The 20,391-nt window shown below is 65.2% G+C and carries 18 protein-coding genes and 1 tRNA gene; 13 read left to right on the forward strand and 6 right to left on the reverse strand.

The annotated features are described in order from the left end of the window. Nucleotides 1-125: 125 nt before the first annotated feature. Entirely contained in the window at nucleotides 126-2,912 is a 2,787-nt protein-coding gene (locus C1930_RS06210) for a TonB-dependent receptor (RefSeq protein WP_108771319.1), read from the reverse strand. 11 nt (nucleotides 2,913-2,923) lie between these two features. Then, nucleotides 2,924-3,745 carry a FecR domain-containing protein gene (locus C1930_RS06215; RefSeq protein ID WP_234412741.1) on the reverse strand — a complete coding sequence of 274 codons (822 nt, stop codon included), beginning with the start codon at nucleotides 3,743-3,745 and terminating at the stop codon, nucleotides 2,924-2,926. Between the two features lie 194 nt (nucleotides 3,746-3,939). Here C1930_RS06215 and C1930_RS06220 point away from each other — a divergent pair, with 194 nt between their 5' ends. From C1930_RS06220 to C1930_RS20175, 8 genes are all read left to right on the forward strand, one after another. Beyond that, on the forward strand, nucleotides 3,940-4,944 hold the full coding sequence (locus tag C1930_RS06220) for a 2-hydroxyacid dehydrogenase (protein ID WP_108771321.1): 1,005 nt from the start codon (nucleotides 3,940-3,942) through the stop codon (nucleotides 4,942-4,944). Nucleotides 4,945-4,980: 36 nt separating this feature from the next. Then, nucleotides 4,981-5,056: transfer RNA gene (locus tag C1930_RS06225), tRNA-Thr, on the forward strand. 382 nt (nucleotides 5,057-5,438) lie between these two features. Then, nucleotides 5,439-5,804, forward strand: a complete 366-nt coding sequence (locus C1930_RS06230; RefSeq protein WP_108771322.1) for an Imm8 family immunity protein — start codon at nucleotides 5,439-5,441, stop codon at nucleotides 5,802-5,804. A gap of 743 nt (nucleotides 5,805-6,547) precedes the next feature. Continuing rightward, on the forward strand, nucleotides 6,548-7,087 hold the full coding sequence (locus C1930_RS06235; RefSeq protein ID WP_108771323.1) for a hypothetical protein: 540 nt from the start codon (nucleotides 6,548-6,550) through the stop codon (nucleotides 7,085-7,087). Between the two features lie 79 nt (nucleotides 7,088-7,166). Further along, a complete protein-coding gene (locus C1930_RS06240; protein ID WP_108755701.1) occupies nucleotides 7,167-7,595 on the forward strand; it encodes a hypothetical protein in 429 nt (142 codons plus the stop codon). A 671-nt stretch (nucleotides 7,596-8,266) separates the two neighbouring features. Continuing rightward, entirely contained in the window at nucleotides 8,267-9,538 is a 1,272-nt protein-coding gene (locus C1930_RS06245; RefSeq protein WP_108771324.1) for a hypothetical protein, read from the forward strand. Between the two features lie 48 nt (nucleotides 9,539-9,586). Further along, nucleotides 9,587-9,736 (forward strand): hypothetical protein, encoded by a 150-nt coding sequence (locus C1930_RS20170; protein WP_159093557.1) that lies wholly within the window; start codon nucleotides 9,587-9,589, stop codon nucleotides 9,734-9,736. Nucleotides 9,737-9,784: 48 nt separating this feature from the next. After that, entirely contained in the window at nucleotides 9,785-10,054 is a 270-nt protein-coding gene (locus tag C1930_RS20175) for a hypothetical protein (RefSeq protein ID WP_159093559.1), read from the forward strand. Here the strand turns inward: C1930_RS20175 and C1930_RS06255 are convergent. The 3 genes from C1930_RS06255 to C1930_RS06265 all read right to left on the reverse strand — a co-directional run bounded on the left by C1930_RS06255 (nucleotide 10,024) and on the right by C1930_RS06265 (nucleotide 11,535). Next, entirely contained in the window at nucleotides 10,024-10,383 is a 360-nt protein-coding gene (locus tag C1930_RS06255) for a hypothetical protein (protein WP_108771326.1), read from the reverse strand. The two genes, C1930_RS20175 and C1930_RS06255, sit on opposite strands and share 31 nt — an antisense overlap. A gap of 38 nt (nucleotides 10,384-10,421) precedes the next feature. Next, the gene (locus C1930_RS06260; RefSeq protein WP_108771327.1) at nucleotides 10,422-10,778 is read right to left on the reverse strand and encodes a hypothetical protein; all 357 of its coding nucleotides are present in this window, start codon (nucleotides 10,776-10,778) and stop codon (nucleotides 10,422-10,424) included. 418 nt (nucleotides 10,779-11,196) lie between these two features. Then, nucleotides 11,197-11,535, reverse strand: coding sequence for a hypothetical protein (locus C1930_RS06265; RefSeq protein WP_108771328.1), 339 nt, complete (start codon nucleotides 11,533-11,535; stop codon nucleotides 11,197-11,199). Between the two features lie 338 nt (nucleotides 11,536-11,873). On the opposite strand from C1930_RS06265, the gene cyoA reads away from it, so the two are divergent. Genes cyoA through cyoD form a run of 4 tightly spaced genes read left to right on the forward strand, consistent with a single transcriptional unit; the run spans nucleotide 11,874 to nucleotide 15,890 of the window. Further along, nucleotides 11,874-12,914, forward strand: a complete 1,041-nt coding sequence (gene cyoA / locus C1930_RS06270) for a ubiquinol oxidase subunit II (protein ID WP_108752504.1) — start codon at nucleotides 11,874-11,876, stop codon at nucleotides 12,912-12,914. Between the two features lie 2 nt (nucleotides 12,915-12,916). Then, on the forward strand, nucleotides 12,917-14,914 hold the full coding sequence (gene cyoB / locus C1930_RS06275) for a cytochrome o ubiquinol oxidase subunit I (protein WP_108757666.1): 1,998 nt from the start codon (nucleotides 12,917-12,919) through the stop codon (nucleotides 14,912-14,914). Beyond that, the gene (gene cyoC / locus C1930_RS06280; RefSeq protein WP_108748965.1) at nucleotides 14,911-15,549 is read left to right on the forward strand and encodes a cytochrome o ubiquinol oxidase subunit III; all 639 of its coding nucleotides are present in this window, start codon (nucleotides 14,911-14,913) and stop codon (nucleotides 15,547-15,549) included. Before cyoB ends, cyoC begins: the two co-directional genes overlap by 4 nt. Continuing rightward, nucleotides 15,549-15,890: a cytochrome o ubiquinol oxidase subunit IV gene (cyoD, locus tag C1930_RS06285; RefSeq protein WP_108748966.1), complete on the forward strand. Its 342-nt coding sequence runs from the start codon at nucleotides 15,549-15,551 to the stop codon at nucleotides 15,888-15,890. The genes cyoC and cyoD overlap by 1 nt, the downstream gene beginning before the upstream one ends. Before the next feature lie 818 nt (nucleotides 15,891-16,708). Here cyoD and C1930_RS06290 read toward each other — a convergent pair. Next, nucleotides 16,709-18,766, reverse strand: coding sequence for an EAL domain-containing protein (locus C1930_RS06290; RefSeq protein WP_108771329.1), 2,058 nt, complete (start codon nucleotides 18,764-18,766; stop codon nucleotides 16,709-16,711). 204 nt (nucleotides 18,767-18,970) lie between these two features. Between C1930_RS06290 and radA the strand changes: the two genes are divergently transcribed. Continuing rightward, on the forward strand, nucleotides 18,971-20,347 hold the full coding sequence (gene radA, locus C1930_RS06295) for a DNA repair protein RadA (RefSeq protein WP_108752506.1): 1,377 nt from the start codon (nucleotides 18,971-18,973) through the stop codon (nucleotides 20,345-20,347). Nucleotides 20,348-20,391 lie beyond the last annotated feature (44 nt).

The following is a 20,391-nucleotide window of genomic DNA, read 5'->3' on the forward strand; positions in this document are numbered from 1 at the left end:
AACAGCAGTCGAGCAAGCTCGACTCTGCAAGAGCCAGTCGAGCAAGCTCGACTCTACAACAGCCAGTCGAGCAAGCTCGACTCTACAACAGCCAGTCGAGCAAGCTCGACTCTACAAACGGCGTGTCAGCGGAACTGCAGGGTGAGCAGGAAGTACCGTCCCAGCGGGTCATCCAGCCCGGCCACCTGGCTACCACTGCCCGGCAGGTAGTTCACCGGTTCGGTATCCAGCACGTTGTGCACGTCCAGCGCGGCCACCAGGCGCGGGCTCAGCCGGCGCGCTACGTGCAGATTCCAGCGCAGCTGCGCCGGATTCGTGCAATGCCCCTCGCCACGCTGTTCGTCCGGGCAGGTTTCGCCGGCCAGCCAGGCGCGCATGCGGCCTACGCGGTTGCCGCGCAGGGCGATGTCCCAGTTCGGGTTCTGCCATTGCACGGTCAGTATCGCGGTGCGTTCCGGGGTGGCATGGCCGCGTAGATCCACCGCGGCTTCGTGGCTGCGCTCGCGCTTCAGTTCCTGTTGCTTCAACGCATCCAACGCGAACTGCCATTGCCCGTTGGCACCGCTGTCGATGCGGTACTCGCCGCGCAGCACCCAGTTGCGCGAGGTGGTGCGGCCGATGTTGTCGAAGGACAGGCGCAGATCGCGCAGCCGGCCCTGGTCGTCCAGTACCCAGGTATCGCGATTCCACAGCGCATCACCGGGCTGCAGCGCCAGGATCTCGTTGTGCAGCTCCACGATGTTGTGGGTCAGCGTAAGCGCGAACGCGTCGCTGGGCGTCCAGCTCGCCGCCAGCGAATGGCTGCGCGAGGTCTCGGCCTTCAGTGCATCGTTTTCCACCACGTCCACCTGCACCGCGCAGCCGCCGCCGCGCAACGGGCGCGCGCAGGGTGGCAGCGTGTCCGAAGCGGGCAGGGCAACCAGACCGAAATAGCCCGGTGGCCGGCGCCGCTCGAACAGGCTGGGCGCGCGGAAGCCGCGGCCGCTGGCCAGCAGGAACGACCAGTGCTCGCTGGGGCTCCAGCGCAGGCCGGCGCGCGGTGAAAACGCAGTCTGCCCGGCATCGCGATCCACGCGCGCGGCGAGGTCCACGCGCAGGCTGTGCGCCAGCGGCAGCCCCAGTTCGGCATAGGCGGCACTGCTGTTGCGCGACAGCCGGCGTTGCTCCATCGGCAGGCCCAGCGCCAGCTCGCCCTTGCCCAGCAGCGGGTCCGGCTGCGAGGTCCAGCGCTCCTGGCGCAGGTCGATGCCGGTGGCCAGCTGCGCCGCACCGCCGGGCAGGGCCATCAGGTTGCGCTGTATGCCCCACCAACCCTGCCATTGTTCGGTGCGGCCACGGCTGTGGATGGTTGGGAACAGGTCGTCGGCCAGACCCGGCGGCAATGTGGAAAAGCCCGGCAGGAAATCGAAGTCGCGCGCCGCTTCCAGCAGCTTCTCGCTGCGCACCACGCCATCGGTGGTCAAGCTCACCTCGCTGCGCTGCGCGCTCACGCCCGCTTCCCAGCTGCGGCCCGCCTGCTGGCGGCCCACGCCCACGGTCAGATCACCTTCGCTGGCGCGCACGCGCGGGCGCACGTTGCCGCCTTCCTGCAGCACCACGTTGAGAATGGCCGTGCGGTTGAAGTTCAACGCCACCGCCGTCGGGCCCAGTTCGAAGCGCTGGCGGTTGTAGCTGCCGCGCGCTTCCACATACGCGTATCGCCCTTCGCCGCGCTCGTGGCGGTAGCGCAGGTAGCCGGCCACGGTGTCCGACGCCGGCTGCAGCGAACGTGGGCGTACGCTGTCGAACCAGCAGCCCTGGTCGTCCTCCTGTAGCGGTGGGTGGCACTCGGTGGCCGGGTAGTAATCGCCGTTGGCCATCAGCAGGCCGATCGGATACAGCGAGGTATCGGCATGCCAGTCGCGGCGATCGCCGGCCACGTGCTGCATGCGGTGCAGATCGAGGCCGGCGAACCAGCGGTCGCCATTGCTGCGCACGCCGCCGGTGGCGCCCTGCACGCGATACTGCTGGCCATCGCCATGGCCACTGGCGCCGGTCTGCAGCATGGCCTCGCTGCCCTCGGCCTGGTCGCGCAGGATGATGTTGACCACGCCGGACATGGCATCGGCGCCGTAGATGGCCGACGCACCACCGCGCACCAGTTCGATGCGCTCGATGAAGCTGAGCGGCAGGCCGCCCAGATCGGTCAGCGCGCCGTCGGCCAACGACACCATCGGGTAGCGCGGCAGGCGCCGGCCGTTCACCAGGAACAGGGTGGCGCGCGGGCCCATGCCGTCCAGGCTGGTGGTGGCCGCCGCGCCCACCGGCAGGTACAGCGAATCACCGCCGCGGGCGGTGCTCAGCGGCGTGTGGCCGTTCATGCCGGGCAGGTGGCGCAGCAAGTCGAACAGCGTGCCGTAGCCGCTGCGCAGGATGTCGTCGCGGTCGACAACGGTCACCGGCAGCGTGGTCTGCACGGAGGTGCGCGGCAGGCGGCTGCCGGTCACCTGTACCGGCGCCAGTTCCACCTGCGGCGCTGCCGACGGCGGAGGGGGCGGCGCGGGCGTGGGCGCTTTCAGCGGCGGCGGCGGTGGCGCTGCCGCACGCCGGCGCAGCACGTAGCCACCGGCCGGGGTCTGCAGGATGTTCACCGGCATGCCGGCCACCAGCTGCTTCAGCGCCGCGGCGGGGCTCTGCCGGCCCTGCACGCCGGTGGTGCGCAGGTCGCCCAGTTCACGTGCATCGAAGATCAGCGAAACGCCGCTGTGCCGCGCCCAGGCCTGCAGCGCCGGTACCAGCGGCCCGGCGCCAATGTGGTAATCACTGCTGGCGGCCGGTTCGCCGGCGTGCGCCATGCCCGCCTGGCCCGGCACCAAGGCCAGGCACAGCAGGGCCAGCAGCAGCCCCGCGCGCAGCGCCTGCGCGGCCGGCATGCGCCGCGGCCTCAGTACACGCGGCGCAGTTCCAGCGCGCCATCCTTGCGCGGCTGGCCAGCGATGGACCACCCCAACTGCAGGGCGGACAGCAGTTCATGCGCATCCCCTGCGCGGAAGCTGCCGCTGACGGCCAGATCGGCAATGTCCGGGTCGGCAATCACCAGCGGCGTGCTGCCGTAACGGTTCATGCGTTCCACCACCACCGACAGCGGCGTCGCGTCGAACACCAGATCGCCCTGCGGCCAGCCTTCGGCGGCGGCGGTGGTGGACAACTGCGGGCCTGGCTGGATGCGGCCAGAGGCCAGCACCTGCAACTGCTGGCCCGGTGCCAGCGTGTGCTGCGCGCTGCCGCTGGTCACTTCTACCGCGCCTTCCAGCAAGGCCACTTCCACGCGGCCATCGTTCAGGCGTTCCACCTGGAAGGTGGTGCCGATATCGCGGATGCTGCTGTTGCCGGCCTGCAGGCGCAGGGCCCGCGACGACGGTGCCACTTCCAGCTGCACGCGGCCCTGGTCCAACTGCAGTTCCCGCGTGCGCCAGCCGAAGCGGGCGCTGAGCGCGCTGCCGGCATCGAGCGTGGCCACGCTGCCATCGGCCAGAATCTGCCGCTGCACGGCATGGGTGGTATTGGCGTACACACGGGTGGACGGATTACCGTCCATGTACAGCAACCAGCCGGCCGTTGCGGCCAAGCCGATTCCGGCGGCCACCGCCATCGGCAGCCAGCGGCGGCGCACGGGGTGGACCCCGGCCGGAGCGCTGTCGCGCGGTGCGCCGCGTGGCGGCTGTTGCAGTACCACGGTCCCTTCCTTGTTCTCATTGCGAATCATTCGCAGTCTCCATGGTGGTGGAGAGGATTGCGGCCCAGCTCCTTGCGTAGCCCGCGCAACGCACGGGCACAGTGCGGATTCTGCCTGAGCGCGCGATGCGGTTGAAGTGCCTGGGGTCATACGGTACTGGGCGATGCTGCGGCGTGAGCGCCGGCGCGCTATGGTCGGGGCAGGATTCCCACGCAGGCCCACCCATGCAGATCGCCGTATTCAGCGCCCGCCCCTACGATCGCCGCTTCCTGGACGAAGCCAGCGCGCAGCAGGGCGCGGGGCAGGGCCATGAGCTGGTCTACTTCGATGCCGCGCTGGACCTTCACACCGCGCCCCTGGCGCAGGGCTGCGCGGCGGTCTGCGTATTCGTGAACGATCGGCTGGATGCGCCGGTGCTGCAGGCCCTGCACGCCGGCGGCGTGCGCGCGGTACTGCTGCGCTGCGCCGGCTTCAACAACGTGGACGTGGCCGAAGCGCAGCGGCTGGGCCTGTTCGTGGCGCGGGTGCCGGCCTATTCGCCCGAAGCGGTGGCCGAGCACGCGCTGGCGCTGGTCATGACCCTGAACCGGCATACGCACCGCGCCTACAACCGCGTGCGCGAAGGCAACTTCATGCTGGACGGCCTGCTGGGCCGCACCCTGCATGGCCGCACGGTCGGCATCGTCGGCACCGGCAAGATCGGCCTGGCCACCGCCCGCATTTTCCGCGGCATGGGCTGCACGGTGCTGGGGCACGACCCGTACCCGTCGGCTGCGTTCGCCGACGTGGGCGACAGCGTGGCGCTGGATGAGCTGCTGGCGCGCGCCGATATCGTGTCGCTGCATTGCCCGCTGACGCCGGACACCCACCACCTGATCAACGATGCCTCGCTGGCGCGCATGAAGCCCGGCGCCATGCTGGTGAACACCTCGCGCGGTGCCCTGGTGGACACCCACGCGGTGATCCGCGCGCTGAAGTCGCGGCGGCTGGGGCAACTGGCCATTGACGTGTACGAACAGGAAAGCGCGCTGTTCTTCCAGGACCTGTCCGGCGAGATCATCGACGACGAAGCCTTCCAGCGCCTGATGACCTTCCCCAACGTGCTGGTGACCGGCCACCAGGGCTTCTTCACCGTAGAGGCGCTGCAGGAGATTTCGGCGATCACGATGGGCAACCTGGCCGATTTCGCGGCGGGGCGGGGCTGCGCCAACCAGTTGCGGGCGGATTGACCGCAGGGCTGGGCTGCCCGTAAAATCGCCTGCTCAGCCGGAATAGCTCAGTTGGTAGAGCGGCGCATTCGTAATGCGTAGGTCGCAGGTTCGACTCCTGTTTCCGGCACCAGTTAGATGAAAAGCCCCGGCCTTGGTCGGGGCTTTTCGTTTGGGCAGGTAGCGCCGGGCCATGCCCGGCGGAACACTTGGCTCCCCAGTAGTGCCAGCCCACGGCTGGCAGCGCCGGATTCCCACCACCGGCCCGCGGCCGGCGTGACACACAATCAGGTCGTCCCCGCCACCGTCGGGTAGGCGCAGACTTGGGGAGGCCATGTCATCTCGACGGGAGAGTGGCGCCACCGCAAACTGCGGTTATGGTGGTTGAGCCAGAACCCGTCAGACGAACATTTTCCCGCGCGGCAAGATGGCGGCTGGCAAGTTGATCTGACCCGGCGATTTTTCAATGCGAACGCAGCGGGACAAAAACTGCACATGCCAGCATCGACCGAAAAATGACTAAAGCGAGACTGCGGGGACTGGACACGGCTGATTGGGATTCTGCGCTCAAGACCCATCAAGAATCCGGCCTGTTTGGTTGTTACTTTCAAGCTTCCATTGGGCTGGATGATAGCCATGGGGCGGACCTTTTTGGCTTCACCGCATGCAACCGGGAGTGGCTCGAACGCATGGAGGATGAGGGTAAGTCCATTCCAAAGCTTGTCATCGTAGATGAAGTCAGCTTTGAAGCAGTTGAGCGCGCGGTCCTGCGCGTGTGTGCGACTGTGCCTGATGGAACGTGGGCAGAAATGGCCAGCAAGCTGGCTGAAATGATGGATTGGGAGTTTGAAGGCTATGTGCCCTTGATCGGCGAGGAGTAGGTGTGGCGAACGACAGTGGACCGAAATGACGCAGTGAAAGGTGGATGAACCAGCGGTTCCTGCACACCCCGCATCATGGCATCAGGACGATGAAGAACATTCTTAATGTCACGGTGTTGTGCCTGACAATCACGGCATGTGTTGGTTCGTTTCGGCGCGCGGAGCCTCTGGACTTCAGTCTCTCGGTGACTGACAGTCTCGCAGAGAGACGATACGGCGTTGTCCTGACCTCTGCAGCGGCCGTGCCGTTGTGCCTATCCAAGGAGGGCTGGCCTGGCCCGGATGGGACCTTCCTGACGGGGTACGATGGGGCCATTCTGACCACAAGCGCAGGCCCGATCCATCCGAAAGCTGTCTTGACAGCATTCTGTCCGGACGGATGTGGTGAAGTCCGTCTGGAGCCAGGCCAGACGCTGCGCGGCAACATTGCTTACGCGGCGTTTGGCAATGCCGACGACATAGCAGAAGATTCAGCGCGCTCCCTGTCATTCACCGTGTATCCGTACTACTGCCGGCGGTCCGCGAGGTTACACATGGGCGACAGACCCTAACTCCCCGTTACAGGCCCAAGTGCGGTAGGTTTCAGCGAAAGAGGTGCTTACGCCACGGACGCTTCCGCCGCATGGCAGCCCAAGACCCTTGAGGACTTTGCTCGCCGGCTGACGAAAGGCGCGGTGTCCCGAATCCTGCACGCGGACCGACAATCGAGAGCGTCAACATTCCGGAGGATCAACTCAGGCCCCATGAAACCCTACACCACGATCAAAGTGCTTCCTGAAGGTGTGCGCTATCTTTCGATGCAACTGGCGGGGGCGGAGCCGATGGAACTCACTGGACTGCTGCACGGGCGTCAGCTCCTCGCGTGCTGGATTCCTGTTTCGCAGACCGCTGACGCGGCCTGGCTGGTGATCTTGAAGTTCGGCCATGACGTGCGGATCGAACTGACATGCTCCAGTACGTCCATCGAGTCGTGGGAGGAGTTTGGGACTGTCAACGTCGAAGTGATAGAAGGTCGTGTCGCTGAGCCAAGTTGCGAACATGTAATGTTGGAGCTTCCTGACAAGCTCTATGTTGCACGCACCGAGATCGTTCGCTGGCTGGGCGCTGGACTGATCGCTGATGCTGGAATCCGTCTGCACTTCTCGGATGGTCGTATGCTTTCGGCTGTCGCGGTGGATATCCCGGGGGCGATGTGCTTGACCCTGCCTGGGCACACAGAGCCGCAATTATGGCAATTCCCCGCGAAACAGTACGTCTGCGTGGCAGTTGATGAAGCGGCATGACTGGAGCTGCGTGTGGGACACTGCACTGCAGTAACCACTAATTGATCGGGTCTCAACGCAGTCCTTCCGGAATGATGCTATGAGCAGTGAACGAACCTCTGATGAGGCTGTGCGCCAATTAATCGATAGGCTTGATGCGCTGCTCGAAGTCGCTGGATTGGAGAGCAGCGATAGCGCTCGCGCGAAGCTTGCCATCGCACTGTGCGGTCGGCTTGGCGATCGTCTTGATGGCGAGCGATTGGCTGCGGTGAACGCGGCGCGAGACTTCTGGGTCATGGGGCGGGCCGCCGAGTACAACAAGTGGCTCCATGTATTCTGGTCCAGCGGAGGCGAGCGGCGGCTTTTGGATCCAATTGATCGGTTGGTCTGGTGTGCGCTGGCCCGCCCGGGCGGACTTGACGGGTATGCAGCGGAGTACTTGATCCTCGAAGCTTGCGACGCTGGCATCGGGCTGGATGAGATCTCCGAGGCATTGGCCGAAGTCGTGCCTGGTTACATCGCCGGTTGAGGGTCAAGCGTCAGGTCACAAGCCAATTTCGTGCACTTCACCAAGTCGTTTGAGGCATCCGCCCCGCAGCCGGGCGCGCAGGAGCTACGGGTGTCGATGCTGCGGTGGCTGGCGGAAACACCCGATTACAGCGTGACCCTCTGCCAGGTCATGAACCTGCCTGACTAGGATTAGCTCGTTATCGCAAGCTACAGTCTGACAAATAGGACAAGGGGCGGTGGGTGTTGCCGTCGATGTGGCTCAATCAAAAGTTGAGGGAAAGAAGTGAATCCAGCTATTCGAAGTTTTCTCGGAGCACAGCTTGGGGCGGCTCTAATACTGGGTGCGCTTTACTACATATCTGTGAAGGTGGAAAAATCCCACCCGTTGAGTTGGTATGTCATGGTGTGGTTTGTATACACGCTCGTATTTGGAATATTCTCTGTGGTTGAGTACATGAGGCAGAAGCGTCGGTAGCTCTTTCCTGAGGTTTTTCCCGCTTTGGGCGAAGTCGCGCGCGCCCCTCCAAATGATCTCTTCGTGGGCGGAGCAGAGAATGATAGATGCGCCAACGCATTCCGTGAGTCGCATTGATCTTGTCAATCGATCCAGCTGCGATCTTGGAAGAAATCTTCTATCTGAGTAGGTAGGCTTCTGGTAACGATATGTTGCGAGTACAGGGACCGTAAACCATGGCATCAGTAAGCACACTGCGCCGTTTCACCGCCTTTTCCATCATCGGCATCGCTACGGCGCTTTCCGTCCCCGCATCGGCCGCACAACCCGATGCGCCCGCGCCGCAGGCCACCGCCCCGCAACCCATAAACGCCACCAATTTCGTGCGCCTCACCCAGTCGCTGGAAGCATCCCCACAGCAGCCGGGCGCGCAGGAACTTCGGGTGTCGATGCTGCGTTGGCTGGCGGAAACGCCGGATTACATGGTGACCCTCTGCCAGGTCATGAACCTGCCTGACCAGGATGAGGCGGCCAAGAAGATCGGCCTGGATCTGCTGATGCAGCAGAGCTTCGGCAATCTGGTTTTCCAGATAGACCAGCGCGAAAGCAGCGATCAGCTCAGCCGACAGGTGGCCGGTGTGGAAAGCGCGCTGCGCGCCTATGCGGCCTTCATTTCAGCCGATCCTGCGCTGCGCATTGCGGCCATGGATACGTTGGCCGCGCAGCAGAAGGTCGGCACGCTGCGCGCGCATCTGGCGCCTGTGGTGAAGGCGGAATGCGGTGCCAGCGACAACACGGTCATGCTCAACCCGGAAACGGCAGGGCAGGGGGCGGCTGCGCCGTCGCCGTTCCTGGGCGGTTTCCTGCGCGCGACCAGCGTGGTCTACCCGCTGCAGGTGGGCCAGTGGAAGGCGCTGGGCGAGCGCCGCTACGACGATGTCGCGGGCGGTGCCTCGGTGCGCTTCCAGCAGCCCGGCAACGAGGACGGCTGGATCGATGTGTACTTCTACCCGGTGGGCGTGCTGGACCAGGAACAGCGTGCCGGTCTGCTGGAAGGTGAGCGCAAGGGCTTGCTGGAGGCGCGCAGCGCAGCGATGGCAGGGCGCGATGATATGTCGCGCGTGCAGACGGTGACCTTGAAGGTCGCACCGGCGCAGCCGGACGCGGCCAACAGCATCGAGGCCAGCGTGCTGGATTTCGGTTTCGTGCGCGATGGCAAGGAGTACAGTTCGGTAATGCTGCTCGCCATCGACCGCTTGTATGCCATCAAGCTGCGCTACAGCGTGCCGACTGCAACGGTTAACCGCAAGGCAGCGCGCGGCGAGGTTGAAACCTTTGCAGCGGCTTTGCTGCCGCAACTGGATATCAGCAATTCCGGTGGCTGCGGCAGTGTTCCCGTGACCGCACGCGATCGCCTGCGCCTGGGCTGCACCGGCACCGACCCGGTACTGCCGGTGGTAGGCGAGGGGCAGCGGGAAATGCGCTTCGAGTACGCACCGCCACGCTAAGCCAAGGCGATACGCGCGCGGCTGGCCACAGGCATCAGGAATGTTCCGATGGATTCACAGACCCAGCGTTTCCTCGCCTATCTGCTTTCAAGCGGCGCAGTCGGCAGCACCCCTGTCGAATACACGGCGCACCTGCAGCAGTACTACAGCGGCCAGCCGCGCGTGCCGCGGCCCATCGAGGCTGACATCGACGCGTAGCTGGGCCATGCCGACCCCGCGGCGTTACTGCGCGCGGCACAGTGGCTGGTGCAGGGGTATGCACTGGCCAATACGTTTCCGTCGCTGCATCTGGCGTGGGTGAAGCGGTTGCTCGATGAAGGCTGTCTGCAACCGCTGCAGGCGATTCCCTTGCTTGCTCTGCGGCCGGCACATCACACGCTTGATGAGCAGGGACAGGAAATTGCCTGGCTGGCGCTGCACGCCGTCGAGGAGGGGCGCGAGGCCGAAGAGCAGCAGCTCCTGCTTTCCCTGCTCGCGACCTATCCTCACCCGCCCGCACCATGCCGCACGAACTGACCACGCTGGCGCATGGCCCGCCACCATTCATGTTCCAGCTCCCACAGATCCGGCACCTGCTCGCGCGAATTTTCGAACACGATAATCACCATGCGCTTGGGCGAGTTATCGACCAGTAATACCGGTTTGTCCCCAGCATACAGTTCGAAATGGCGCGCCCCGCGGGCGGCCGGGCTGACGCGCAGTCCGTCAGCACTGCGTTCCTGCGCAAACTGCGCGGCTTCCTGCCACATCTGCAGGAAGTTCGGCACGGTCTGTTTGCTGTAGCTGTTTACACTGAGTGCGGGTTCCGGCAGATACAGATGGCCGGCAAGCAGGCCTAGCAGCATCACGACGGCTGTCGGAATGGAGGCCGCCGCGCCCCTGGCTACGGTTGCACCTGCAGGCAGCTGGCCGCATGGGCGGTCAGGGCAATGCAGGCCAGCATCAATCCTTCCATGCTGCGGTCGCCCAGGGTGTCTTCGGGCTGGCCGGCCTGGCGGGTGCGCTCGGCCGCCAGCAGCATCTGCTGCACGGTGGCCAGGCCGGCCAGGGCGCAATCGGCGTCGGCCAGTTGCAGGCGCCGGCCGGGCGGCAGGGCGCGTTCGGGCCAGGGCTGGCCATTGGCGGCCGCGCCGGCCTGGATGCGCCGCAGCGTGGGGATGAAGGTGCTGGGGTCGGTGCCGGGTTCGCCAGCAGGCGCCGCGCGGCGGGCGGTCAGATCAGGAAATTCCGATGCGTTCATGGCAGATGCTCCGTGCAAAACACAAAGCGCCACCGCAGGGGTGGCGGACGGTACGTGGCGGCAAAAACCGGTAGTTACTGGAACCCGGTGGGTGCATGCGAACACGCACCCCCACGCACCGCCCGCCAAAGAACGCGAACGGATTGCCAGCCGGCGCCACGCAGAGGTGGCGCCGGCTGACAAGCGTAAACAACCCAGTAACATTCGGGTTTTGCCGACCCGGCCACTCGTTTTCAGTGGCATGCCATGGTGTGCACAGCCCGCGAGCGGCTGCCAAGGGCAGATTGCGTCAACGCAGGGGTGCTTTACGCTTCGGCGGCATTTTGGCACGCCGGCCCGCCGCCCGAAACGCCCGCCCGACAAGGCCGGGGGCTATCAGGCCCGGTTCAAAAGGCCAGCGCCGCCCGCATCGAACAGGTCAGCCCGCCCGGCGAACCCAGCGCCCAAACCCAAGGCGATCACGACAAAACGGTGCCAACTGCCGCAGATACCCGCCCGCGGCCCCGGCCAGTGCGCCGCAGGCCAACCGCCCCGCGATCCGCAGCCGGCGCCCGGCGTGCAGCCGCAGCCAGGGCAGGGTGGCCAGCAGTTGCGCCCCCAGCAGCAGTGCCAGCACGTCCAGCCCCAGTACATCCATCAGCCCCAGCAGCGGCGCCAGTTCCGGGTTGCAGGCCAGCAGCACCACCAGGGCGGCGCCCAGCAGGGCAAGCGTGCGGCGCACGGTGGGTGTGCTGAGCCAGCGGAGCAGGGCCGTCATCAGGCATCCTTGCGAAGAGGGGGCGTGTGCTACGCAGTCTTGGTGCGGCAGGGACGCACTTCAAGTACGCTGAACAGGTTCAGCATACTTTGCCGAATCCGGTCCCCGGCGCCCGCAAACGGGGTGCCCTGCGCGCGGTGCGACAACGTGTCGCAGCGATATCCGGCCGATTCCTGCGCTGGATCATTGTCAATGCCTTTCTTAAATGATGCGTGACGGCCTAAAATTGAAAGGCTGACTCGACCCCACCTCACTGCCTGTCTCAACCACAGGCGGGACCGGCTTTTGCCGGAGCGGGCAGGACGGGGAACGGCATTCCCTCGCAATTGGATCGACCGATGATTCCGTTGAAAACCCTTGGGCGCTGGTTGCGCCCGGGCCTGCTGCTCGCACTGCTGGTGATGCTCACCGGCTGCGATGCCGTGGCCATCCTCAGTCCGAAGGGCCAGATTGGCCAGGACGAGAAGACCCTGCTGATCACGGCTGTCGTGCTCATGCTGCTGGTCGTCGTCCCGGTCATCGTCATGACCCTGACCTTCGCGTGGAAGTACCGCGCTTCCAACACCAAGGCCCGTTACGAGCCGAAGTGGTCGCATTCCACGGCGATCGAGGTGGTGGTGTGGTCGATCCCCTGCATGATCGTGCTGGTGCTGGCGGTCCTGACCTGGCGTTCGTCGCACGCACTGGACCCGTACAAGCCGCTGGAATCGGACGTCAAGCCGGTCACCATCGAGGCGATCTCGCTGGACTGGAAGTGGCTGTTCATCTATCCGGAAGAGAAGGTTGCGGTCGTCAACGAGATCAAGTTCCCGGTGAACACCCCGCTGAACTTCAAGATCACGTCGGACACGGTGATGAATGCGTTCTTCATTCCGCACCTGGGCAGCATGATCTATTCGATGGCGGCGATGGAAACCAAGCTGCACCTGATCGCCAACGAAACCGGTGAATTCCCGGGCATGTCCTCGCACTACAGCGGCGCGGGCTTCGCCAAGATGCATTTCACCGCCTATTCGGTGACCGATGCCGAGTACCGCCAGTGGCTGGACCAGGTGCGTGCCGGCACGCAGACCCTGGACAAGACCAGCTTCAAGGCCCTGGGTGATGCGAAGAATTCCGAGTGGTACCCGGTCACCTACTTCGGCAAGACCGAAGAAGGCCTGTTCGACTGGGTCATTGCCAAGCACATGGGCGACAACCAGCACTACGGCATGAAGCATTCGCATGCCGGTGCGGCCGCCGCCGATGCTGCCAGCCATGAAGCGCACGAGGGGCACACCCCCAGTGACGCGCATGATTCCAAGGAATCGGGTGAAAACCTGGATGCCACCGAACACGAACACGCAGGCCATGCCGGCCACGCGGGTTCGGGAGAATGAACATGTTGGGAAAACTCTCTATTGAGTCGATCCCCCACGATCCGATCGTCCTGACGACGTTGGTCGGTGCAGTACTGGGTGGTCTGGGCGTGATGGCCCTGATCACCAAGTTCAAGCTGTGGGGTTACCTGTGGAAGGAGTGGTTCACCTCGGTGGACCACAAGAAGATCGGCGTGATGTACCTGATCGTCGCCTTCGTCATGCTGCTGCGCGGCTTCTCCGACGCCATCATGATGCGTACCCAGCAGGCGCTGGCAGTGGGCGGTTCGGAAGGCTACCTGCCGCCGCACCACTACGATCAGATCTTCACCGCCCACGGCGTGATCATGATCTTCTTCGTGGCCATGCCGCTGATCACCGGCCTGATGAACCTGGCCGTGCCGCTGCAGATCGGCGCGCGCGACGTCGCGTTCCCGTTCGTGAACTCGCTCAGCTTCTGGCTGTTCGTGGCCGGTGCGGTGCTGATCATGCTGTCGCTGTGGATCGGTGAATTCGCCGCCACCGGCTGGCTGGCGTTCCCGCCATTGTCGGGCATCGAATACAGTCCAAGCGTCGGCATGGACTACTACATCTGGGGTCTACAGGTCGCAGGCCTGGGTACCACGCTGAGCGGTATCAACTTCTTCATTACCATCCTGAAGATGCGTACCCCCAGCATGAAGCTGATGCAGATGCCGGTGTTCACCTGGACGGCGCTGGTCACCAACGTGCTGATCGTCGCCGCCTTCCCGGTGCTGACCATCACCCTGGTGCTGCTGACCCTGGACCGTTACCTGGGTACGCACTTCTTCACCAATGATGGTGGCGGCAACGCCATGCTGTACATCAACCTGATCTGGATCTGGGGCCACCCGGAAGTCTATATCCTGGTGCTGCCGGCCTTCGGCGTGTTCTCCGAAGTGATCGCGACCTTCTCGCGCAAGGCGCTGTTCGGCTACAAGGGCATGGTCTACGCCACCGCCTGCATCGGCGTGCTGTCGTTCATCGTGTGGCTGCACCACTTCTTCACCATGGGTTCGGGTGCCAACGTCAATGCCTTCTTCGGCATCACGACGATGATCATCTCGATTCCGACCGGCGTGAAGATCTTCAACTGGCTGTTCACCATGTTCCGCGGTCGCGTGCAGTTCACCACGCCCGTGCTGTGGACCATCGGCTTCATGGTCACCTTCACCATCGGCGGCATGACCGGCGTGATGCTGGCGATCCCGGCCATCGACTTCGTGCTGCACAACAGCCTGTTCCTGATCGCCCACTTCCACAACGTCATCATCGGCGGCGTGGTGTTCGGCATGTTCGCTGGTATCACCTACTGGTGGCCGAAGATGTTCGGCTTCCGCCTGAACGAGTTCTGGGGCAAGTGCGCCTTCTGGTGCTGGTTCATCGGCTTCTATGTGACCTTCATGCCGATGTACGTGCTGGGCTTCATGGGCATGACCCGTCGCCTGCAGAGCACCGTGAACCCGGCCTACGAGCCGCTGCTGCTGGTGGCTGCCGCAGGTGCCTTCATCGTGGGTGCCGGCATCCTGTGCCAGATCATCCAGGTGGCTGTGTCGATCCGCGACCGCAAGAAGACCGCCGACCTGACCGGCGACCCGTGGGATGCCCGTACGCTGGAGTGGGAAACCTCTTCGCCGCCGGCCTTCTACAACTTCGGCAGCCTGCCGGAAGTCACCGAGCTGGACGATTTCTGGGAGCGCAAGCAGCGTGGTGAAGCCTGGCCGAAGCCGGCCAAGTACACTGACATCCACATGCCGCGCAACACCGGCACGGGTGTGGTCATCGGTGCCTTCAGCCTGGTGTTTGGCTTTGCGATGATCTGGCACATCTGGTGGCTGGCCATCGTCGGCTTCGTCGGCATGATCGCCACGTTCATCTACCGCACCTTCGACCAGGACGTGGACTACTGGGTCCCGGCCGCCGAGGTGGAACGCATCGAGAACGAACACCGCAAGCACCTGGAAGCCCAGGGCCTGGTGAAGTCGGAGCTGAAGGCATGAGCACCAATACCTCGACCCTGAGCCACGGGCACGCCGCGCATGCGGCGGCCCATGGCCATGACGACCACGAGCACCACGACACCGGCGGCAACACCGTCTTCGGTTTCTGGGTGTACCTGATGAGCGACTGCCTCATCTTCGCCTCGCTGTTTGCCACCTACGTGGTGCTGGTGGGCGGAAATGACGGCGGCCCGACCCCGAAGGATCTGTTCGAGCTGCCGTTCGTGGCGTGGGAAACCGCGCTGCTGCTGACCTCGTCGCTGACCTTCGGCCTGGGCATGATTGCCATGCACCGCAAGCAGGTGGGCCAGATGTACCTGTGGCTGGCCATCACCTGGCTGCTGGGCTTCGGCTTCATGTGCATGGAAGTGTGGGAGTTCAACCACCTGATCCACCAGGGCTACGGCCCTGACCGCAGTGCCTTCCTGTCGGCGTTCTTCGCCCTGGTCGGTACCCACGGTCTGCACGTGAGCGCCGGCCTGCTGTGGCTGGCGGTGATGTTCGTGCAGCTGAAGAAGTACGGCCTGACCCCGACCAACAAGACCCGCATGGCGTGCCTGAGCCTGTTCTGGCACTTCCTGGACCTGATCTGGATCGGCGTGTTCTCCGTCGTCTACCTCAATGGAGCGCTGTAATGGCACATGACAACCATGCACACGACCACGGCACCGGCGGCGAAAGCCACGGCAGCGTGAAGTCGTACCTGATCGGCTTCGTGCTGGCGGTGGTGCTGACCGTCATCCCGTTCTGGGTGGTGATGTCGGGCGACTTCTCGCGCACCGTAAGCGGTGTGGTGATCGCGGTTTCCGCGGTGCTGCAGATGCTGGTGCACCTGGTGTTCTTCCTGCACCTGGACCGTTCTTCGGAAAGCCGCTGGAACGTCAACGCTGCTGCCTTCACCGTGGTGGTGATCGGCATCATCGTGGCCGGTACCCTGTGGGTCATGCACAACATGAACGTGCACATGATGCACTGACGTCTTCGCGACGTTGCCACAGACGAAAAGGCCGCCCTTCGGGGCGGCCTTTTTCGTTGGCGGCGGGGAAGGGGGCGCTCGAGCGCTCGTGGATGGGTAGCGCCGGGCCATGCCCGGCGGGTAGATCCACGCCATGCGTGGATGGCGGCGCGCGCGATGCATCCGGCAGTAGATCCACGCCATGCGTGGATGGCGGCGAGCGCAATGCATCCGGGGTCAGAGCCCTTGCCTGCGGCAAGGGATCCGACCCCGCCGGCCGCGCCGCTCCTGCGCTCGTGGATGGGGTAGCGCCGGGCCATGCCCGGCGGGTAGATCCACGCCATGCGTGGATGGCGGCGCGCGCGATGCAGATGGGGTCAGAGCCCTTGCCCGCGGCAAGGGATCCGACCCCGCCGTTCGCGCCGCTCGTGCGCTCGTGGATGGGGTAGCGCCGGGCCATGCCCGGCGGGTAGATCCATGCCATGGGTGGATGGCGGCGCGCGCGATGCAGATGGGGTCAGAGCCCTTGCCTGCGGCAAGGGATCCGACCCCGCCGTTCGCGCCGCTCGTGCGCTCGTGGATGGGGTAGCGCCGGGCCATGCCCGGCGGGTAGATCCATGCCATGCGTGGATGGCGGCGCGCGCAATGCAGATGGGGTCAGAGCCCTTGCCTGTGGCAAGGGATCCGACCCCGCCGTTCGCGCCGCTCGTGCGCTCGTGGATGGGGTAGCGCCGGGCCATGCCCGGCGGGTAGATCCATGCCATGCGTGGATGGCGGCGCGCGCAATGCAGATGGGGTCAGAGCCCTTGCCTGTGGCAAGGGATCCGACCCCGCGCGGTTCAACCCACCTTGCGCAGGAACTCGTCGGCGGCCATCGGCCTGCCCAGGTGGTACCCCTGCAGCTGGTCGCAGCCCAGTCCGCTCAGGTAATCCTGCTGTTCCTTGGTCTCCACGCCCTCGGCCACCACCTGCAGCTGCAGCGAACGGCCCAGCGCCACGATGGACGACACGATGGCCGCGTCTTCGGCGTTCTGTTCCAGCTCGCGCACGAATGCACGATCGATCTTCAGCTCGGTGGCCGGCATGCGCTTCAGATACAACAGGCTGGAATAGCCGGTGCCGAAATCATCAATGGCGATATGCACGCCCATTGCGGTCAGGTCGTTCAGGATCACCAGGCTGGCTTCCACGTCCTTCATCGCCGTGGTTTCGGTGATTTCCAGCGTCAGCCGCTCCGGCGCAATGCCGTGCCGCTGCAGCGCAGCGCGCACGCTGTCCAGCAACGCCGGCGAAGCGAACTGCAGCGGCGACAGGTTCACCGCCATGGTCCATTCGTGCTGGCCGGCATCGTGCCAGGCACGCAGCTGCGCGCAGGCCTGGTCCAGCACCCAATCGCCAATGGGCAGGATCAATCCGCTGCGCTCGGCAATGGGAATGAACACGTCCGGGCTGAGCATGCCCAGTTCCGGGTGCTGCCAGCGCAGCAGCGCTTCGGCGCCCACCGCCGGGGTGCCGGCGGCCACGAACTTGGGCTGGTAGTGCAGCAGCAGTTCGCCGCGTTCGGTGGCACGGCGCAGGTCCTGCAGCAGGCGCAGCTGGCGGTTCGCGCTCACCTGCATGGACGGGGTAAAGAAGGTATAGCCGTTCCGGCCGCCTTCCTTGGTGTGGTACATCGCCGCGTCGGCATGGGCCATCAGCTCGCGTTCGCTGGTGGCATCGTCCGGGTACAGCGCAATGCCCAGGCTGGCGCTGACTTGCAGTTCGGCCGCATCGATCAGGAACGGTTCGGCCACGGCGGCAATGATGCGCTCGGCCACCACCACCGCGTCGTCGGGTTCGTCGATGGCCAGCACGATCACGAACTCATCGCCGCCCAGGCGGGCGAAAGTGTCCTGCGGGCGCAGCAGGGCGCTGACGCGCTGGCTCATCTTCACCAGCAGGCGGTCGCCCAGTTGGTGCCCGTAGGCATCGTTCACCGCCTTGAAGCCGTCCAGATCGCAGAACATGACCGCCAGCGCATGGCCGCGACGGCGCGCCTTTTCGATCGACTGCTCGATGCGGTCCTGCAGCAGCATGCGGTTGGGCAGCTGGGTAAGCGGGTCATGCAGGGCGGCCTGCAGCAGCTTGTCGTTGGCCTTTTCCAGTGATTCGGCCAGCAGGCCGGTGCGCACGCGCATCTGCCGGTCGAACAGCGAGGCCACCAGCGCAATGCCGATCACGCCCAGCGTGGTGACGATCACCAGCACCGCCAGCCAGTGCGATTCAATGCCGCCGTCGATCACCGCGCCGCAGAGGCTGCCGGCCGGGAAGCTGGCGGCGGCCATGCCGGTGTAGTGCATGCCGACGATGGCCAGGCCCATCACCGCCGATGCGGCAATGCGCAGCGGCAGGGTGCGCTGGTCTTCGCGGCGCAGGCGGAAGGCGATCCACAGCGCGGCGGTGCAGGCGCCGATGGCCACGGCGATGGACAGCGCGAACCACAGCGGGTCGTAGTCGATGCCCGGCTGCATGCGCATGGCACCCATGCCCAGGTAATGCATGGTGGCCACGCCCAGGCCCATCAGGGTGCCACCGGCCAGCAGGCGCCGACGCGGCAGTTCCGGGCGCGAAACCAGCCACAGCGCATAGGCCGACGCGGCAATGGACACCGCCAGCGAGTACAGGGTAATGCCCAGGTCGAAGCCGATCGGAATCGGCAGCTTGAAGGCCAGCATGCCGATGAAATGCATCGACCAGATGCCCAGCCCCATGGCCGATGCGCCGCCGATCAGCCACCAGCGGGCCACCCGGCCCTGTGCGGTGGCCAGGCGGCCGGCCATGTCCAGGGCGGTGTACGAAGCGAGAATGGCCACCAACAGCGAGAAAGCAACCAGGCTCTGGCTGTAAGTGCCAGTCATTGCGGGTCCTTCAGGGAAAGCGGGGAGGGCAGGCATGAAGCCGCGAACTATAGCGGCGGCAGGGGGCTGAACCTTAGCAGTTAAAAAGTGTGATGTTCATCTCGTATTTGGAGATGTGTAGGCGGGGTGTGCCGGGCGGCCTGTCGCAGCGCCTGCGACCGCGCTCGGCTATCCTCCTTCACCGTTCACCACGCAGGATTTCCGATGGCCAAGGCCCGCACCGCTTACGTCTGCAACGAATGCGGCGCCGATTCCAGCAAATGGCAAGGCCAGTGCCCGGAATGCGGGGCGTGGAACTCGATGTCGGAAATCGTGCTGGAAAGCGCCGCAGCGGCGAAGGCCCCCGCATCCCGGCGCAATGGCTGGGTGGGCAAGATCGATCCGCCGAAGATCACCGCGCTGAAGGACGTGCAGCAGACCGAGCACCGCCGGGTCAGCACTGGCATTGGCGAGTTCGACCGCGTGCTGGGCGGCGGCCTGGTGGAGGGCGCGGTGGTGCTGGTCGGTGGCGACCCGGGCATCGGCAAGTCGACCCTGCTGCTGCAGGCGGTGGCGAAGATGGCCGCCGAACTGCCGGTGCTGTACGTGACCGGTGAGGAATCGCTGGCGCAGGTAGCCGGCCGCGCGCACCGGCTGGAGCTGCCGCTGGATGGCGTGAATGCCTTGGCCGAGACGGGCGTCGAGTCGATCATGCAGCACGCCAGCAAGGCCGGCCCGCGCCTGATCGTGGCCGATTCGGTGCAGACCCTGTGGACCGAAACCCTGACCGCCGCACCGGGGTCGGTCAGCCAGGTGCGCGAGAGCGCGGCGCGGCTGGTGCGCTTTGCCAAGGAAACCGGCACCGCCGTGTTCCTGGTCGGCCACGTGACCAAGGAAGGCGGCATTGCCGGCCCGCGCGTGCTGGAACACATGGTCGATGCGGTGCTGTATTTCGAAGGCGAAAGCGGCAGTCGCTTCCGCCTGCTGCGTGCGTTCAAGAACCGCTTCGGCGCGGTGAACGAACTGGGCGTGTTCGCCATGGGCGACAAGGGCCTGAAGGAAGTGTCCAACCCGTCGGCCATCTTCCTGTCCGGCAGCAGCGCGCACCAGCCGGGCAGCTGCGTGATGGTCACCCGCGAGGGCACCCGCCCGCTGCTGGTGGAAGTGCAGGCGCTGGTGGATGCCTCGCCGCTGTCCAACCCGCGTCGCGTGGCCGTGGGCCTGGAGCAGAACCGCCTGGCCATGTTGCTGGCGGTGCTGCACCGCCATGGCGGGGTGCTGGTGGGCGACCAGGACGTGTTCGTGAACGTTGTCGGTGGCATTCGCGTGCAGGAGACCGCCGCCGACCTGCCGGTGCTGCTGGCGGTGCTGTCGTCGCTGCAGGACCGGCCGCTGGCGGAAAAGACCATTGCCTTCGGCGAAGTAGGGCTGTCGGGTGAGATCCGCCCGGTGCCCAACGGCGAAGACCGCCTGCGCGAAGCGGCCACCCATGGTTTCAAGCGCGCCATCGTGCCCAAGGCCAACGCGCCGAAGGGCGGCAGCGTGAAGGGCATGGAAGTGATTGCCGTGGAGCGGCTGTCCGAAGCGATCGACGCGGCGTGAGGCATGCCGCCGGGCATGGCCCGGCGCTACCGGCGGCCGCGCCG

This window comes from Stenotrophomonas sp. SAU14A_NAIMI4_8, from assembly GCF_003086695.1.
Taxonomy (GTDB): Bacteria; Pseudomonadota; Gammaproteobacteria; order Xanthomonadales; family Xanthomonadaceae; genus Stenotrophomonas.

Excerpts from the sequence above, each read along its gene's own strand:
- C1930_RS06240 (WP_108755701.1), top strand. The coding sequence starts at position 7,167 with ATGAGCAGTGAACGAACCTCTGATGAGGCTGTGCGCCAATTAATCGAT.
- C1930_RS06245 (WP_108771324.1), top strand. The coding sequence starts at position 8,267 with ATGGCATCAGTAAGCACACTGCGCCGTTTCACCGCCTTTTCCATCATC.
- cyoA (WP_108752504.1), top strand. The coding sequence starts at position 11,874 with ATGATTCCGTTGAAAACCCTTGGGCGCTGGTTGCGCCCGGGCCTGCTG.
- C1930_RS06235 (WP_108771323.1), top strand. The coding sequence starts at position 6,548 with ATGAAACCCTACACCACGATCAAAGTGCTTCCTGAAGGTGTGCGCTAT.
- C1930_RS06260 (WP_108771327.1), bottom strand. The coding sequence starts at position 10,778 with ATGAACGCATCGGAATTTCCTGATCTGACCGCCCGCCGCGCGGCGCCT.
- C1930_RS06265 (WP_108771328.1), bottom strand. The coding sequence starts at position 11,535 with ATGACGGCCCTGCTCCGCTGGCTCAGCACACCCACCGTGCGCCGCACG.
- radA (WP_108752506.1), top strand. The coding sequence starts at position 18,971 with ATGGCCAAGGCCCGCACCGCTTACGTCTGCAACGAATGCGGCGCCGAT.
- C1930_RS06290 (WP_108771329.1), bottom strand. The coding sequence starts at position 18,766 with ATGACTGGCACTTACAGCCAGAGCCTGGTTGCTTTCTCGCTGTTGGTG.
- cyoD (WP_108748966.1), top strand. The coding sequence starts at position 15,549 with ATGGCACATGACAACCATGCACACGACCACGGCACCGGCGGCGAAAGC.
- cyoC (WP_108748965.1), top strand. The coding sequence starts at position 14,911 with ATGAGCACCAATACCTCGACCCTGAGCCACGGGCACGCCGCGCATGCG.
- C1930_RS06230 (WP_108771322.1), top strand. The coding sequence starts at position 5,439 with ATGACTAAAGCGAGACTGCGGGGACTGGACACGGCTGATTGGGATTCT.
- cyoB (WP_108757666.1), top strand. The coding sequence starts at position 12,917 with ATGTTGGGAAAACTCTCTATTGAGTCGATCCCCCACGATCCGATCGTC.
- C1930_RS06215 (WP_234412741.1), bottom strand. The coding sequence starts at position 3,745 with ATGATTCGCAATGAGAACAAGGAAGGGACCGTGGTACTGCAACAGCCG.
- C1930_RS06210 (WP_108771319.1), bottom strand. The coding sequence starts at position 2,912 with ATGCCGGCCGCGCAGGCGCTGCGCGCGGGGCTGCTGCTGGCCCTGCTG.
- C1930_RS06255 (WP_108771326.1), bottom strand. The coding sequence starts at position 10,383 with ATGCTGCTAGGCCTGCTTGCCGGCCATCTGTATCTGCCGGAACCCGCA.
- C1930_RS20170 (WP_159093557.1), top strand. The coding sequence starts at position 9,587 with ATGGATTCACAGACCCAGCGTTTCCTCGCCTATCTGCTTTCAAGCGGC.
- C1930_RS06220 (WP_108771321.1), top strand. The coding sequence starts at position 3,940 with ATGCAGATCGCCGTATTCAGCGCCCGCCCCTACGATCGCCGCTTCCTG.